Origin of the sequence: Aeromonas sp. S2(2024) (assembly GCF_041402505.1) — a bacterium.
Lineage (GTDB): Bacteria > Pseudomonadota > Gammaproteobacteria > Enterobacterales > Aeromonadaceae > Aeromonas > Aeromonas media.
Genome location: NZ_JBGLRL010000015.1, coordinates 59,931 through 74,194 on the forward strand (window position 1 = coordinate 59,931; position 14,264 = coordinate 74,194).

Genomic DNA, 14,264 nt, shown 5'->3' on the forward strand with positions numbered 1-14,264 from the left:
GATGTTTGTCTATGACGGAACGTGAGCAAGAGATCCTCGCCCTGCTGCGCCAGGATCCCATGATTGCCCAGCAGGAGCTGGCGGACAGGCTTGGCATCAGCCGCTCGGCGCTGGCGAGCCATATCTCCAGCCTGATGCGCCAGGGCTATGTGCAAGGCCGCGGCTATGTGCTGCGTGAAGGCCCCTACGCCGTGGTGATCGGCGGCGCCAACATGGATATCTGTGGTTGCAGCCATGACAACCTGCGCATCGGCGACTCCAACCCGGGCCGGGTACGTACCTCGGCCGGCGGGGTGGGGCGCAACATCGCCGAGAACCTGGCGCGGCTCGGCACCGATACCCGGCTGCTGACCGCGGTGGGCAACGATCAGTACGGCCATCACCTGCTGGAAGTGAGCCAGCGTGCCGGCGTCGACGTGCGCCAGGTGCTGGTGCTGGATGGGCAGGCGACCTCCTGCTACCTCAGCCTGCACGACGGCAGCGGCGAGATGAGCTGCGCCGTCAACGACATGGGGATCATCGACGAGCTGACTCCGGCCAGGCTCGCTCCCTTGAGCGGCTTCCTCGGCGCGGCGCGGCTTTGGGTGCTCGACACCAACCTCGCCACTCACACCCTGGACTGGCTGTTCGAGCGCCAAGGTGAACACATCATCTTCGTCGACACCGTCTCTGTGGCCAAGGTGGAGAAGATCCGCCCCTGGTTGCACCGTATCCACACCCTCAAGCCGAACCGCACCGAGGCGGAACAACTGTGCGGCTTCACCATCGCCGGGCCCGACACCTGGCCCATGGCGGCGGCCTGGTTCCACCGCGCCGGGGTGCAGCGGCTGTTCCTGAGCCTCGGCGATCAAGGCATCTTCTATAGCGATGGGGAGTGCCAGGGCCATCTGCCCGTGCTCGGCAGCCCTGTCGTCAACGTGACCGGTGGCGGCGATGCCTTCATGGCAGGGCTGGCCCACGCCTGGTTGCTGGAGCAGGGCATCATGGAGGCGACCCGATTCGCCCTCGGCTGCGCCGCCCTCACCGTCAATTGTTCCGATACCGTCTTTTCCGGCCTATCCAAGGCCGCCGTTGAACGCATGCTGGAGGAGTACCCATGTTGAACGCTTACCTCGATATCCAACCTGTCGTCGCCGAAGCCCTGGCCGCTGGCAAACCCGTCGTTGCCCTGGAGTCCACCATCATCTCTCACGGCATGCCCTATCCGCAAAACGTGGAGACTGCGCGCCAGGTGGAGCAGGTGGTGCGCGACAACGGCGCCGTGCCGGCAACCATCGCCATCATCGATGGCCGCCTCAAGGTGGGTCTGGATGAAGGGGCCCTGGAGGCGCTGGGCAAGTCTGGCCACGCCGCCACCAAGTGCAGCCGACGGGACATCCCCTTCGTGCTGGCGAACAAGGGGCTGGGCGCGACGACTGTAGCTTCCACCATGATCATTGCCGCCATGGCGGGGATCCGGGTGTTCGCCACCGGCGGCATTGGCGGCGTGCACCGCGGCGCCCAGGAGACCTTCGACATTTCGGCGGATCTGCAGGAGTTCGCCCAGACCCCGGTGGCCGTGGTCTGCGCCGGAGCCAAGTCGATTCTCGACATCGGTCTGACCCTGGAGTACCTGGAGACTCAGGGTGTGCCTGTTATCGGTTATCAGACCGCGGAGCTGCCCGCCTTCTACACCCGCGAGAGCGGCTTCAAGGTGGATTACCGCCTCGACACCCCGGCGGCGATCGCCGAGGCGCTGCGTCTGAAGTGGGAGCTGGGGCTGGCCGGTGGCGCCGTGGTCACCAACCCCATCCCGACCGAGTTTGCCATGCCCAAGGCAGACATCGACGCCGCCATTGCCCAGGCACTGCATGAGGCGGACGAGCAGGGGGTCAAGGGCAAGGAGTCCACTCCCTTCCTGCTGGCCCGGGTGTGCGAGCTGACCGGTGGCAACTCCCTGGCGGCGAATATCCAGCTGGTGCTGAACAATGCCGCCCTGGGTGCAAAGATTGCCGCCAGCCTGTAACGGCAGGTAGATGAATGCAAAAGAGGGCCTGTTGGCCCTCTTTCTTATTGTGCAAATCGGTTACATAAAACCTTATTGCAGCACCAGTCGCCCGTTGAGAGGCTGGACCGGCCTGTTGTTGGGGTGGTGCATCACGGCCTTGAAGGCATCGATCTGGGCCTGGCTCACCTGCACCGGCTGCTTCATCACCAGCCAGCGCACCCCTTCCGAGCAGGGCGGCGTGGTCAGCGACCCGCTGAAGCGGTAGTAGTCGCGCCTGGCGGGCAGCAGTGACTCGGCCGAGATCGGTTCCTTGAAGGCGTGGATCTCCCCCGCCTTGGCTGGCAGGGTTTGCCAGGCCTGACTCAGGGCCCCATTGGCCCGGCCCGGCTCGAACATCACGGCGATCACTGCCAGCTCCCCCTTGTCATTGGCATGGACCAGGTGCCCCTCCAGGGTATAGGACCTGCCTTCGATGAGGTTTTCGCTGGGTGCATGGAAGTGGAACTGCTTGAGCTCGAAGCGCATGCCGTCGAGCTCAAGGCTGCTGCCCGGGGCATAGTTGACCTGCACCGTGTGACCGTTGTTGACCAGGGTCTTGCCGCCCGGCAGGTAGTGGAACTGCAGTGGTGCCAGCTCGGCTTCCACCAGACCTGTGAGGTTGACCGGCGACTGATTGCTGCCCGCGCACTGGCCAAATTCCGGGGTCAGGCTGGCCCATTTCGCCGGGCCGGCCTCACCGCTGTATTCCCAGTGCGGAGCTGCGGCGAAGGCGGTGGGGCACAACAACAGAGAGTAGGCCAACAGGGACTTTCTCATCATGCATCCTTATCTTGATTGAAAAGCACGGCCATCCGTTTCCCCACTCGGTGAGGGAACAGCAGATGGCATTCTCTGGAATGCGGGATACAGAATGTCAGACCGGATATTTATTATTGAGGATCATTGCAGGCGATATTTATGATGCATTTAATATGAATCTAAATAATATTGGGCCACTCCTTAATATTGAATGGTGGCTCTTTAAAATGAAAGCAATCTAATTAATTGGCTGGTATCAAGGATGAATTCTTTCATGTTCCTCTCATCGAGGTTAGGCTTTTTTACCTAGCAAGCCTTCGCTTCAAGTCCACCAAAAAAATCACAATTCATTGTTTTTTATTGTCATTTTTCATTCCTTTTTTGAACTTGAACAAATGATAGACAGTTGCTCCCGGGCAGGCTGACGCTGCGATTGTTCGCAAACTCAAGAGAGAGAGTTAATATTGTCTGCTGGCGCTGGCCTTGCCCGGAACGGGTAATAGGGCCGATATAACTGGTCAGCCCGGTCAACTGCTGTACCGGGAGGGCTATGCCTCAGGACAACAAGTCGGCCAGCCGGCTTGCGGACTACGCAGTGACGGTGGATGAGGTGAAGCAGCGGAGCAGGCTCGACTTCTGCGCCGAGCGACCTGATGAGCCGGAAGAGGCCATGGAGTTCAGGCTGATGACCATATGGGCAGCGGCTCTCCCTCATGACAACAGGGGCCTAGGCCCCCGTTGTCATTTGCTGATCTCATCCCCCACCTGCTTGACCGCATCCCGGGTACCGTGGCCGATCTCGCGGGTCACGTCACGGGTGGTGTGGCCAATTTCCCGGGTCACGTCCCGGGTGGTGTGACCCACGGTGCGGCCCGCCTCCTTGATGTCGGCGCAGCCGCCGAGCAGGCTGCCCAGGGCCAGGCCGAGAGCCATCAGTGCCATGCAGTCATGCCTCATGCCGTGCTCCTTTTCGTTTCATCATCATCTTCATGTCGATGTCGGCATTATGGCCTCGTGTGCAGCGGCCGGGCAACCAGCAGGGTGTGGCCCGGTCCCGGGATCTCGTGCTCGGCCTCCACATGGAAATGAGCCTCGCGCAGGCACTGGTACAGCTGTTTGGAGTGATAGAAGCGGCTGTTGCCGTTGGCCAGGCAGGTGAAGTAGAGGGAGGTGGCGTTGAGACTGAAACTGGCGGCTTCGAAAGTCTGCCTGTCCCAGAACAGCTCCAGGATGCAGACCCGGGCGTCCGGTTTCATGGCCAGTCGGACCCGGTTCAGGATGGCGACGATCTGCGCGTGGCTGAAGCAGTCGAGAAACTGGCTCATCCACCAGATGTCCGCCTCGCCAGGCAGGGGACCTGGTTGCAGCAGGTCCACCGGGTGGCCCTGCACCCGCTCCGCCAGCCCGGCCTCCTCGATGTTGAGGCGGGCCAGTGCCAGCTGCTCGGGCAAATCCAGGATGGTGACCCGCAGAGCGGGATCCCGTTTGGCACAGGCGATGGCCCACTTGCCGGTGTTGCCGCCCAGATCGTAGAGGTGGCGCGGCGCATAGCCGAACACCTTGTCCTGCGCCTGCTGAAATGCCCAGTCGGAGTAGAAGTGATCGAACGCAAACCAGCTGCGGCGGGCCGGTTCGGGCAACTCGCTCAGGTGTGGGTAGAGGGTCTGCCAGGGACCGAACTCCTGCAAGCCGGCTGGCGAGCCCTGACGGATGGCGTCGAGTAGATGGGCGAGAGGCTGGTAGCAGACATGCTGGGTGAAATCGAGATTGACCCGGCTCATGGCGTCGTGCAGCAGGTATTTGCCTACCCGGCCCAGCACATAGTGCTCGTCTGTCAGGTAGCAGAGCCCGCCACCGAGCCCCATGTCCAGCAGCACACCGGCGCCGTATTCGCTCAGCTCGCATGCCAGGGCGATCTCGGCCAGCGAGGCCCCCCGCGAGCCGCGGGTCTCGAGAAACGCCAGCACCCCGGTTTCACGCAGGCACCAGCTGGCCTGAAACAGCATGGGCCCGAAGGCGATTTTCTGGGCCTCGCTGATGGCTTCCAGCGCGTTGTATGGGTCTGCCTGATAGTGGTTCACGGGGTGACTCCTGCCGGATTATTGGTTCTGTGTGCGGGAGAGTTCGGTCTGGATGGCCTGATTCAGACCCAGCACCCAACGGTTATAACTGCGATGTATGCTGCCCTTGCCCTTGTCATCAAGGTTGATGCTGCTCACATAATTAATGGAGTAATCGCGAGCGCTGTAGGGAATATCGATTACCGCCTGATGTTGACGCACATTGACCTGGCCACGAATAAGCCCTGGTCGTTCTCTCCTCATCACCCAGCTCTTGCCGATGCCCGCCGTAATAATGGCCTTGGCCACTTGCTCTTCGGTCAGATTGAAGGGCACCGGATTGACCGCCATATTACGGATGGGCTGGCTGGTGGAGCAAGCGGCAAGCAGGGCACAGGTCAGTATCAGGGATATTTTATTAATGAGTTTCATAATATTTCCTTCGGGGAGGATATTCATCAATTCGGGCGAGGCAATGAGACAACACAAATTGTTTATTTTCAATCGCCAAGGCAGTGGATAATCTGCGCCAGCTATTATTTTTGATGAATAATGGTATTATCCGACCGGTATTAACCTGATGACGCCATTCCATGCCGTGGAGCAGGCACTACCCGTCGGATGAGTGCCTTTTATCGTCTTCGCTCCCACCCACCGTTTTAAGGACAGGTTGCCTGAAATATGCTCTCTTTCTCGCTGCTGGATAGCCAGGCACTGTCTCCGGGTCTGGCCGATGAGGCCGCCTGGCAGGCGTGGGCGCAGCAGGGCCGGTGGCCCGTCGACCCGCCGTTTCCTGCTACCCCCTTGCTGCCCATGATGATGGCGCGCCGTCTGAGCCAGGGCTCCCGGCTGGCGGTGCAGGTGGGGCTGAGCCTGCTGGCTCGCCATGTCATTGATTACGCCATCTTCGTCAGCCGTCATGGCGAGCTGGTCCGCTCTGTGACACTGCTGCAGGCGCTGGCGGACGGACAGGCGTTGTCGCCCACGGATTTCTCCATGTCGGTGCACAACACCGCCGCCGGACTCTGCTCCATTCAGGGCAAGGCCGCCATTCCCATGACCTCGTTGGCGGCGGGAGAGAACGGCCTGATGGCGGGCCTGACCGAAGCGGTCTGCGCCCTGCAGGCCGGTGCCCGCCGGGTGCTGCTGGTGGCATTCGAAGGACCTGTGCCCGAGTTTCACCGTCCCTGGCTGGCGGACGAGGCGCCGCCCCACGCGTTGGGGTTGGTGCTTGAGGCTGGCGACCAGTGGCGCTGCGAGGGGGCGCGCCGCACAGTCGAACCCCATGCCCGCCCGCTGCCGCAGAGTCTGGCCTGCTGGCGTGCCCTGTTGCGGCATGAGTCGACTCTGACCCTTTGCGATGGCCGCCAGGAGTGGGCATGGCAGCGTTGCTGAACCGGGGTTGGCGGCTGATCGGCACGGCCCTCGGCTTCACCCTGTTCGGGGTGGGCGGCCTGCTGCTCTCCCTGTTCTGGTTTCCGCTGCTGGCGCTCTGTCTGCGCGGCGAGCGGCGCCGCACCCTGGCCCAGCTCACCATCCGCCACAGCTTTCGGCTGTTTCTCGGCGTGCTGCGCGGCTGGGGAGTGCTCGATTACAGCGTGAGCGGCATGCCCGCCCATTTGCGCGGTGCCCTGGTGGTGGCCAATCACCCCAGCCTGCTCGACTACGTCATCCTGGCCGCCGAGATGCCGGTGTGCGACTGCATCGTCAAACAGTCCCTCTGGCGCAACCCCTTCATTGGTGGCGTGGTGCGGGCGGCCGACTATCTGCCCAACGTGGCAGGCGAGGATCTACTGGCCCTGTGCCAGTCGCGGATCCGGGCCGGCGGCCTGCTGCTGGTCTTCCCGGAGGGAACCCGCACCACCCCGGGCGAACCCATCAAGCTGCAGCGCGGCGCGGCCCAGCTTGCGGTGCGCAGCCAGGTGCCGGTGCAGCTGGTGCGGATCCAGTGCAGCGCCCGTTTTCTCACCAAGCAGGACAAATGGTTCAAGATCCCGGAAAATAAGCCGACTTTCACCATAGAATTTCTGCAGCAAGTGGCGGCACAAGAGGTGGTTGCCACCGGCCAGAGCAGTGCACTGGCCGCCCGCCAGTTGACCCGGTTTCTCACCCGGGCCCTGCAACCGGGGCCCCAATGACAGCGTATGGAACAGTTATGCAAGACCTGCATCTAGAGATAAAACAACTCATCATCGACAGTCTCAACCTCGAAGGGCTCACCCCTGACGACATCGACAGCCAGGCCCCCTTGTTCGGTGACGGCCTGGGGCTGGACTCCATCGATGCGCTGGAGTTGGGCCTTGCCATCAAGGGACGCTACGGCATAGTGCTCTCCGCCGAGGATGAGAACACCCGTCGCCACTTTGCCTGTGTCGCAGCCCTGGTGGCCCTGGTGCAGGCCCAGTCTAAAGGGGAGGCCTGAGCCATGACCCGTGACGATATCTTTGCCCAGATCCAGGCCGCCCTCGTCGAGCTGTTCGAAGTCGACGAAGAGGCCGTCACCCCCGAGGCCCGTCTCTACCAGGATCTCGAGCTCGACAGCATCGACGCCATCGATCTGGTGGTGCACCTGCAGAAGCTGACCGGCAAGAAGATCAAGCCGGAGGAGTTCAAGTCGGTGCGCAGCGTCAACGACGTGGTGGATGCGGTCGAGCGTCTGCTGGCCGACGCCTGATGCCGGTTCGCGCCAAATCATGACGCACTGGCTCTCCTGGCTGGCCGGTGGTGTCCTGCTGCTCTACCCGCTGGCGGTTTACTGGGGGCTGACCCGTGCCGGTCAGACCCCGCTGCTGCTCGTCCTGCTGCTTCTCTTTTCGCTGCGACTCTTGCCTGGCCTGCTCAAGGGGCGGGTCCGGCTCGGGCCGCTGCCGGAGTGGCTCTGGCTGGGGCGCCTGCTGGCCTGCATCGGGCTGGGGCTGACCCTGCTCTCTGCCCTGTTCAGCGCCCGGCACTGGCTGCTCTACTACCCCCTGGCGGTGAGCCTCTCCCTGCTCTGTCTGTTCGGCTGGAGCCTGACCCGCCCCATGAGCCTGGTGGAGCGGCTGGCCCGCTTGCAGGATCCTGATTTGCCGGCCGCCGCAATCGGCTACACCCGGCGGGTGACCCAGGTCTGGTGCGGCTTCTTCATGTTCAACGGCACCCTGGCGGCCGCCACCATCTGGCACGGGGATCTGGCGCTCTGGAGCCTCTACAACGGCCTCGTCAGCTACGCCCTGATGGGCGGCCTGATGGGCGCTGAGTATCTGGTACGCCGCCGCCTGCTCAAGAGGCTGGCCCCATGACCCTGCTGAAAACTATCTGGCAGCGAGACGGCGAGCTGGTGGTGGCGTTCGGCCCGGATGGCGAGGTGACCCTGGCCGAGCTGCGCCGCGGCAGCCTGCAGCTGGCGCGGGCCATGGCCCGTCTGGCCGGCCCAGATCGGCCCGGCATGCGCTGGGCGCTCTGCTTCGATGACAGCCTGCTGTTCACGCAAGCACTGCTCGCCTGCGCCCTCGGTGGCTATCAGGCAATCCTGCCGGGCCATCAGCGGCTGGCCGGTTTGCAGGCGCTGCAGGCGCAGTTCGACGGCCTGCTCACAGACGGCGAGCTGCCCGGTGCGGCACTTGCCGTGCCTCAACTCAGGCTGCCGCTGCTGGTGGCGGATGACGAGCGGGAAGCCGACGGCGCGGCCCTGCCGCCCGAGCGTCTCGATCTCACCCTGTTCAGCTCCGGTTCCACCGGCGAGCCCAAGGCGATCCCCAAGGCCTGGCCCCAGCTGGAGGCAGAGTTGCGGGTGCAGATGGCGCTGTGGGGTGAGCGGCTGGCCGACGCCCGGGTGCTGGCCAGTGTGAGCCACCAGCATATCTACGGGCTGCTGTTTCGCATCCTGCTGCCGCTGGCCCTCGGCCGCCCGTTCGATCGCCGCACCATCGACTACCCGGAGCAGCTGGCGGCGCAAGGCGCTCCCTGGTGCCTGATCGCCTCCCCTGCGTTCCTGAGCCGGCTCGATCCGGCCATGCCCGCCGCCGGCTGCCGGTTGATCGTCTCCTCCGGCGGCCCCCTGCAGCTGGAAGATGTCCGGCAAGCCCGGGCGCTGCTCGGTCAGCTGCCGGTGGAGATCTTCGGCAGCAGCGAGACCGGCGGCATCGGCTGGCGTCAGCGCCATCGGGAGCAGACCCCCTGGACGGCGCTGCCCGGGGTCGAGGTGCGGGTCGGCCCGGATCAGGGCCTGCTGCTGCGCTCCCCCTTCCTGGCAGAGAACGACTGGCTGGCCTGCGCCGATCGCATCGCCCTGCACGAGGAGGGTTTCGAGCTGTTGGGGCGTCAGGACAGGATCGTCAAGCTGGAGGAGAAGCGGATCTCCCTCGACGAGGTGGAGGCGCGCCTGCAGGCCCTGGCGGAGGTGGAATCGGCCGCCGTGCTGGCGCTGCAACAGAGCCATCGCCAGATCCTCGGTGCCGTGCTGGTGCTGAGCGAGGCGGGCGCCGCCCGCTGGGACGAGCTCGGTCAGGGTCGCTTCCTCCTGGCCCTGCGCCAGCAGCTGCGCCCCTGGCTCGAGCCGGTTGCCCTGCCGCGTAGCGTGCGCCGGGTCGCGCACATGCCCGTCAACGCCCAGGGCAAACGCCCCTGGCCACAACTCAAGGAGCTGTTTGATGAGCCTGTCCGCTGACACGCTGCCGACCGAACTGGGTTGCGAGGTGTTGGTCGATGGCGTGCGCCTGCGGCTGCGACTCGATCCTGCACTGCCCTGGTTTGCGGGTCACTTTCCCGGGGCGCCCCTGCTGCCCGGGGTGACCCAGGTCCACTGGGTGATGCACTACGCCGCCAGCCGGCTCCAGCTGACGCAACCGTTTCACGGGGTGGATCAGCTCAAGTTCCAGCGCCCGCTGCGCCCCGGTGCCGAGTGCAGCCTGAGCCTGCAGTGGCAGGCCGACAAGGGCCAGCTCCTCTTCAGCTACCTGCTCGGGGATGAGCCGGCGAGCAGCGGACGGGTGCGCCTGATCCCATGAACCCTTGCCTCCTCATCCCCTGTTACAACCACGCCGAGCCGCTGACCGCCGTGCTGGCGCGGCTGGCCGAATTCGGGCTGCCCTGCCTGCTGGTCGACGATGGCAGCGAGCCCGTCGCCGCCGCCAAGCTCGATGCGCTGGCCGCCCAGCACCCCTGGGTCACCCTGCTGCGCCATCCCCACAACCAGGGCAAGGGGGGCGCCGTGATGACGGGACTGCGCCGCGCCCATGAGCTCGGTTTCAGCCACGCCCTGCAGGTGGATGCCGACGGCCAGCACGATCTAGCCGATCTGCCGACCCTGCTGGCGGAGGCGCGCCAGCACCCGGCGGCGCTCGTCTCCGGCCGCCCGCTCTACGACGACTCCGTCCCCAAGGGGCGCCTCTACGGCCGCTACATCACCCATGTCTGGGTCTGGATAGAGACTCTGTCGTTCGCCATCAAGGACAGCATGTGCGGCTTTCGGGTCTATCCACTGGCGTCCACCTGCGCCCTGCTGGATCGCGTGGCCCTCGGCAGACGGATGGACTTTGACACCGAGGTGATGGTGCGCCTCCATTGGGCCGGGGTGCCGATGCGCTTCGTGCCGACCCGGGTCATCTACCCCGTCGACGGGCGCTCCCACTTCCGGCTCTGGCGCGACAACCGCGACATCTCCTGGATGCACACCCGGTTGGTGTGCCGCCTGCTGTGGGATCTGCTGCTGCGCCTCTGCCGCTGGCCCGCCCGTCTGGGCGCCCGGGTCACCCGGCTGTGGCGCGAGCGCCGCACCCACTGGTCGCGCACCCCGGAGCGGGGCTCGCTGCTCGGCATGCAGATCATGCTGGCCAGCTACCGTCTGCTGGGGCGCCGGGGCTTCTCCCTGCTGCTCTATCCGGTCATCGGCTACTTCTGGCTGACCGGTCGTGCCCAGCGGGAGGCATCCCAAGCCTATCTGGCGCGGCTCGAGGACTTCGCCGGCGAGTGCGGCGTGGCGCTGCCCGCCGAGCCGAGATCGAGCTTTCGCCACTTCCTGCGCTTTGGCGAGGCGGCCCTCGACAAGCTGGCGGGCTGGCGCGGCGACATCACCGAGCAGGAGATAGAGGTGGTGGGGACGGAGCACTACGAGGCGGCCATCGCCAGCGGCAAGGGGGTCCTGCTGCTGGGCTCTCACCTCGGGGATCTCGAGCTGTGCCGGGCCCTCGGCAGTCGCAAGCAGGGGCTGCGCATCAATGCGTTGGTCTTTACCCACCACGCGGCCCGCTTCAACGCCCTGCTCAAACAGATCAACCCGGATTCGCACCTCAACCTCATTCAGGTGCAGGAGCTGGGGGCCGACACCGCCATCCTGCTCAAGGAGAAGCTGGATCGGGGGGAGTGGGTGGTGATCGTCGGCGATCGCACCTCGGTGACCCGGGAGAAGCGGGTGATCTGGGCCGACTTTCTCGGCGCGCCGGCGCCGTTTCCCCTCGGCCCCTTCGTGCTCAGCAGCGTGCTGGGTTGCCCCGTCTACCTGCTGTTCGGCCTCAAGGAGCAGGGGCGTTTTCGGGTGCATTTCGAGCCCTTCTCCGACGGCCAGCCCCTGCCGCGGCAGGGGCGCCAGGAGATACTCGCGTCCCGGGTGCAGGCCTATGCCGATCGCCTGCAGCATCACTGCCTGCACGCCCCCCTGGACTGGTTCAACTTTTTTGATTTCTGGCAGCTGACCGATGAACAAGAGTGAGATGAGAAGGGTTGTCTTCGGTGTCGAGCCGCTGACCATCGAAGACGTGGTGGCCCTGGCCGAGCGCCGTGCCACCCCCGAGTTGAACCCGGATCCCGCCTTCATGGCCCGCATCCAGCGGGGCGCCGACTTCCTCGACCGCCTGCTGGCCGAAGAGGGGGTCATCTACGGGGTGACCACAGGCTACGGCGACTCGGTGACCCGGCCGGTGCCGACCGAGCTGGTGCCAGAGCTGCCGCTGCACCTGACCCGCTTCCACGGCTGCGGGCTGGGGGCGGATCTCGATCTCGATGCCGCCCGCGCCGTGCTGGCGACCCGGCTCTGCTCCCTGGCGCAGGGAGTTTCCGGGGTCAGTCCGGGTTTGCTTGAGCGGCTCTGCTGGCTGCTGGAGCAGGATCTGGTGCCGCGTATCCCGGAAGAGGGTTCCGTCGGGGCCAGCGGCGATCTGACGCCGCTCTCCTACGTCGCCGCCGTGCTGGTGGGGGAGCGCGAGCTCCATCATGATGGTGTGCTGCGCCCCGCCGCCGAGGTCTATCAGGAGCTGGGAGTCACCCCCCTGACCCTGCGACCGAAAGAGGGGCTGGCACTGATGAACGGCACCTCGGTGATGACGGCGCTGGCCTGCCTCGCCTATGCCCGCACCGACTACCTGATGCGGCTGGCGACTCGGATCACCGCGCTGGTGAGCGTCGCCATGGGGGGCAACGCCTTCCACTTCGACGAGCGGTTGTTTGCCGCCAAGCCGCACCCCGGCATGCAGGGGCTCGCGGCCTGGCTGAGGTCGGATCTGGTGGCCGGCGAGCTGCCGCGCCACAGCGACCGGCTGCAGGACAGATACTCGTTGCGCTGCGCCCCCCACGTCATCGGGGTGGTGGCCGACAGCCTGCCCTGGTGGCGCCAGCTCATCGAAAACGAGCTCAACAGCGCCAACGACAACCCGCTGATCGACGGGGAGGGGGAGCACGTGATGCACGGCGGCCACTTCTACGGCGGTCACATCGCCATGGCCATGGACAGCATGAAGACGGCCGTCGCCAACCTGGCCGACCTGCTGGATCGCCAGCTGGCACAGCTGGTGGACAGCAAGTTCAACGGCGGCCTGCCGAGCAACCTCTCCGGCGCGCCGGATGAGCGGCAGATGATCAACCACGGCTTCAAGGCGGTGCAGATCGGTGTCTCGGCCTGGACTGCGGAGGCGCTCAAGCAGACCATGCCCGCCAGCGTCTTCTCCCGCTCCACCGAGTGCCACAACCAGGACAAGGTGAGCATGGGCACCATAGCGGCGCGCGATGCGCTGCGGGTGCTGACCCTGACCGAACAGGTCGCGGCCGCCTGCCTGCTGGCGGCGGTGCAAGGGGTCGAGCAGCGTCTCGCCCGACCCACTCCCTTGACCCGCCCGCTCGGCACGGCGCTGGCCGACATGATCGTGCAGGTGCGGGCCGAGTTCGCCCCGCTGCTGGAAGACCGGGGGCTCGAGCCCGAGCTGAGGGCGCTGATCGCCCGCATTCGCCAGCGCCACTACCCCCTCTATCAGGAATCTTCACTATGAGCCGTATCCAGACTACGTCTGAACCCTGGCAGATCAGCACGGAGATCGAGGTGACCATCCCATTCCATGACGTGGACTGGGCGGCTGTGTCGCGCTGGCGGGGAGACGACTTGTGAGAAAAACCATGCAGCAAGAACCCTGGCAGATCAGTACTGAGATCGAGGTGACCATCCCATTCCACGACGTGGACATGATGGCGGTCGCCTGGCACGGCCACTACTTTCGCTACATCGAGCTGGCCCGCTGCGCCCTGCTCGACCTCATCGATTACAACTATCCGCAGATGGAGGCCTCCGGCTACCTCTGGCCCATCATCGACACCCGGATGAAGTACCTGGCGTCGCTGCGCTTCGGCCAGCGGGTGCGGGTGCGCGCCACCCTGACCGAGTACCAGAACCGCTTGAAGATCGACTACCTGCTGAGCGACGCCGTGAGCGGCACCCGCACCAGCAAGGGTTACAGCATCCAGGTGGCGGTGAGCAAGACGAGCGGCGAGATGTGCCTGGCCTCGCCCCAGGTGCTGCTGGACAAGCTGGGGGTGAGCCAGTGACCCCTCTTCTGAACCGGCTGATGGTCGGACTGGTCCTGCTGCTGGCGTGGCCACTGCAGGCGGCCCCCCTGACCCGTGACCAGGTGCAGCAGTTGCTGACCTTGAGCCCGGCCCGGCAGGCCCATTTCGAGCAGGAGAAACAGGTGGCGGGACTGAGCCAGCCGCTCAAGGCATCCGGCGAGCTGCTGCTGGTGCGCGACCTCGGCCTCTGGTGGCAGCAGCAGAAGCCCTTTGCCCTGACGCTGACCCTGACGCCGCAACGCATGGTGCAGCAGGTGGCGGGTCAGCCCGCCACCGTCATCGACAGCCCCCAACTGCTGGAATTCAGCCAGATGCTGCTGGCGCTGTTCGGCTCGGACGAGGCGACCCTGAGCCGCTACTTCAGCATCGATTTCCAGAGCTCGGAGGCGGGCTGGCAGCTGGTGATGGTGCCCACGCAGGCGCCGCTCGACAAGGTGTTCGCCAGCCTCACCCTGAGCGGGCAAGGGCAGTTGGATCAGCTGCTTATCGCCGACAAGCAGGGTGACAGCACCCGCATCCGCTTCAGTGGCTGGTGCGAGCGCCCCCTGCCATTGACCCCTGAGGAGCAGGCCCGCTTTGCTGCCCACTAGCCCCGCATCGCGCCAAGCCAC

At 65.2% G+C, this 14,264-nt stretch carries 17 protein-coding genes; 13 read left to right on the top strand and 4 right to left on the bottom strand.

Going from position 1 to position 14,264, the window contains the following annotated elements; all coding sequences use genetic code 11:
* The first annotated feature begins 11 nt into the window (after positions 1-11).
* Positions 12-1,103, top strand: coding sequence for a PfkB family carbohydrate kinase (locus tag ACB039_RS15160; protein WP_005326010.1), 1,092 nt, complete (start codon positions 12-14; stop codon positions 1,101-1,103).
* Positions 1,097-2,005 (top strand): pseudouridine-5'-phosphate glycosidase, encoded by a 909-nt coding sequence (locus ACB039_RS15165; RefSeq protein ID WP_371165958.1) that lies wholly within the window; start codon positions 1,097-1,099, stop codon positions 2,003-2,005. The genes ACB039_RS15160 and ACB039_RS15165 overlap by 7 nt, the downstream gene beginning before the upstream one ends.
* Before the next feature lie 72 nt (positions 2,006-2,077).
* On the opposite strand, the gene ACB039_RS15170 is transcribed toward ACB039_RS15165, so the two are convergent.
* From ACB039_RS15170 to ACB039_RS15185, 4 genes are all read right to left on the bottom strand, one after another.
* A complete protein-coding gene (locus ACB039_RS15170) occupies positions 2,078-2,803 on the bottom strand; it encodes a carbonic anhydrase (protein ID WP_371165959.1) in 726 nt (241 codons plus the stop codon).
* A gap of 723 nt (positions 2,804-3,526) precedes the next feature.
* Entirely contained in the window at positions 3,527-3,742 is a 216-nt protein-coding gene (locus ACB039_RS15175; protein WP_042649423.1) for a hypothetical protein, read from the bottom strand.
* Between the two features lie 47 nt (positions 3,743-3,789).
* Positions 3,790-4,866 (bottom strand): methyltransferase, encoded by a 1,077-nt coding sequence (locus ACB039_RS15180; protein WP_371165960.1) that lies wholly within the window; start codon positions 4,864-4,866, stop codon positions 3,790-3,792.
* 18 nt (positions 4,867-4,884) lie between these two features.
* A complete protein-coding gene (locus tag ACB039_RS15185) occupies positions 4,885-5,349 on the bottom strand; it encodes a hypothetical protein (RefSeq protein ID WP_283940626.1) in 465 nt (154 codons plus the stop codon).
* Positions 5,350-5,526: 177 nt separating this feature from the next.
* On the opposite strand from ACB039_RS15185, the gene ACB039_RS15190 reads away from it, so the two are divergent.
* The 11 genes from ACB039_RS15190 (at position 5,527) to ACB039_RS15240 (ending at position 14,243) form a co-directional block, all read left to right on the top strand.
* Positions 5,527-6,240: a beta-ketoacyl synthase chain length factor gene (locus tag ACB039_RS15190; RefSeq protein WP_371165961.1), complete on the top strand. Its 714-nt coding sequence runs from the start codon at positions 5,527-5,529 to the stop codon at positions 6,238-6,240.
* The gene (locus ACB039_RS15195; RefSeq protein ID WP_371165962.1) at positions 6,225-6,983 is read left to right on the top strand and encodes a lysophospholipid acyltransferase family protein; all 759 of its coding nucleotides are present in this window, start codon (positions 6,225-6,227) and stop codon (positions 6,981-6,983) included. The genes ACB039_RS15190 and ACB039_RS15195 overlap by 16 nt, the downstream gene beginning before the upstream one ends.
* 17 nt (positions 6,984-7,000) lie before the next feature.
* The gene (locus tag ACB039_RS15200; RefSeq protein ID WP_371165963.1) at positions 7,001-7,267 is read left to right on the top strand and encodes a phosphopantetheine-binding protein; all 267 of its coding nucleotides are present in this window, start codon (positions 7,001-7,003) and stop codon (positions 7,265-7,267) included.
* 3 nt (positions 7,268-7,270) lie between these two features.
* Positions 7,271-7,519 (top strand): acyl carrier protein, encoded by a 249-nt coding sequence (locus ACB039_RS15205; protein ID WP_043762348.1) that lies wholly within the window; start codon positions 7,271-7,273, stop codon positions 7,517-7,519.
* A gap of 19 nt (positions 7,520-7,538) precedes the next feature.
* On the top strand, positions 7,539-8,126 hold the full coding sequence (locus ACB039_RS15210) for a hypothetical protein (protein ID WP_371165964.1): 588 nt from the start codon (positions 7,539-7,541) through the stop codon (positions 8,124-8,126).
* A complete protein-coding gene (locus ACB039_RS15215; RefSeq protein WP_371165965.1) occupies positions 8,123-9,493 on the top strand; it encodes an AMP-binding protein in 1,371 nt (456 codons plus the stop codon). Before ACB039_RS15210 ends, ACB039_RS15215 begins: the two co-directional genes overlap by 4 nt.
* Positions 9,477-9,833: a hydroxymyristoyl-ACP dehydratase gene (locus tag ACB039_RS15220; protein WP_371165966.1), complete on the top strand. Its 357-nt coding sequence runs from the start codon at positions 9,477-9,479 to the stop codon at positions 9,831-9,833. Before ACB039_RS15215 ends, ACB039_RS15220 begins: the two co-directional genes overlap by 17 nt.
* On the top strand, positions 9,830-11,533 hold the full coding sequence (locus ACB039_RS15225) for a glycosyltransferase (RefSeq protein ID WP_371165967.1): 1,704 nt from the start codon (positions 9,830-9,832) through the stop codon (positions 11,531-11,533). Before ACB039_RS15220 ends, ACB039_RS15225 begins: the two co-directional genes overlap by 4 nt.
* On the top strand, positions 11,520-13,082 hold the full coding sequence (gene hutH / locus ACB039_RS15230) for a histidine ammonia-lyase (protein ID WP_371165968.1): 1,563 nt from the start codon (positions 11,520-11,522) through the stop codon (positions 13,080-13,082). Before ACB039_RS15225 ends, hutH begins: the two co-directional genes overlap by 14 nt.
* 124 nt (positions 13,083-13,206) lie before the next feature.
* A complete protein-coding gene (locus tag ACB039_RS15235; RefSeq protein ID WP_371165976.1) occupies positions 13,207-13,632 on the top strand; it encodes an acyl-CoA thioesterase in 426 nt (141 codons plus the stop codon).
* A 20-nt stretch (positions 13,633-13,652) separates the two neighbouring features.
* A complete protein-coding gene (locus ACB039_RS15240; RefSeq protein WP_371165977.1) occupies positions 13,653-14,243 on the top strand; it encodes an outer membrane lipoprotein carrier protein LolA in 591 nt (196 codons plus the stop codon).
* The last annotated feature ends 21 nt before the right edge of the window (positions 14,244-14,264 follow it).

Coding starts and splice junctions, on each gene's coding strand:
- ACB039_RS15170 (WP_371165959.1), bottom strand. CDS start 2,803: ATGAGAAAGTCCCTGTTGGCCTACTCTCTGTTGTTGTGCCCCACCGCC.
- ACB039_RS15205 (WP_043762348.1), top strand. CDS start 7,271: ATGACCCGTGACGATATCTTTGCCCAGATCCAGGCCGCCCTCGTCGAG.
- ACB039_RS15210 (WP_371165964.1), top strand. CDS start 7,539: ATGACGCACTGGCTCTCCTGGCTGGCCGGTGGTGTCCTGCTGCTCTAC.
- hutH (WP_371165968.1), top strand. CDS start 11,520: ATGAACAAGAGTGAGATGAGAAGGGTTGTCTTCGGTGTCGAGCCGCTG.
- ACB039_RS15165 (WP_371165958.1), top strand. CDS start 1,097: ATGTTGAACGCTTACCTCGATATCCAACCTGTCGTCGCCGAAGCCCTG.
- ACB039_RS15200 (WP_371165963.1), top strand. CDS start 7,001: ATGCAAGACCTGCATCTAGAGATAAAACAACTCATCATCGACAGTCTC.
- ACB039_RS15190 (WP_371165961.1), top strand. CDS start 5,527: ATGCTCTCTTTCTCGCTGCTGGATAGCCAGGCACTGTCTCCGGGTCTG.
- ACB039_RS15220 (WP_371165966.1), top strand. CDS start 9,477: ATGAGCCTGTCCGCTGACACGCTGCCGACCGAACTGGGTTGCGAGGTG.
- ACB039_RS15235 (WP_371165976.1), top strand. CDS start 13,207: ATGCAGCAAGAACCCTGGCAGATCAGTACTGAGATCGAGGTGACCATC.
- ACB039_RS15195 (WP_371165962.1), top strand. CDS start 6,225: ATGGCAGCGTTGCTGAACCGGGGTTGGCGGCTGATCGGCACGGCCCTC.
- ACB039_RS15175 (WP_042649423.1), bottom strand. CDS start 3,742: ATGAGGCATGACTGCATGGCACTGATGGCTCTCGGCCTGGCCCTGGGC.
- ACB039_RS15240 (WP_371165977.1), top strand. CDS start 13,653: ATGGTCGGACTGGTCCTGCTGCTGGCGTGGCCACTGCAGGCGGCCCCC.
- ACB039_RS15225 (WP_371165967.1), top strand. CDS start 9,830: ATGAACCCTTGCCTCCTCATCCCCTGTTACAACCACGCCGAGCCGCTG.
- ACB039_RS15160 (WP_005326010.1), top strand. CDS start 12: ATGACGGAACGTGAGCAAGAGATCCTCGCCCTGCTGCGCCAGGATCCC.
- ACB039_RS15215 (WP_371165965.1), top strand. CDS start 8,123: ATGACCCTGCTGAAAACTATCTGGCAGCGAGACGGCGAGCTGGTGGTG.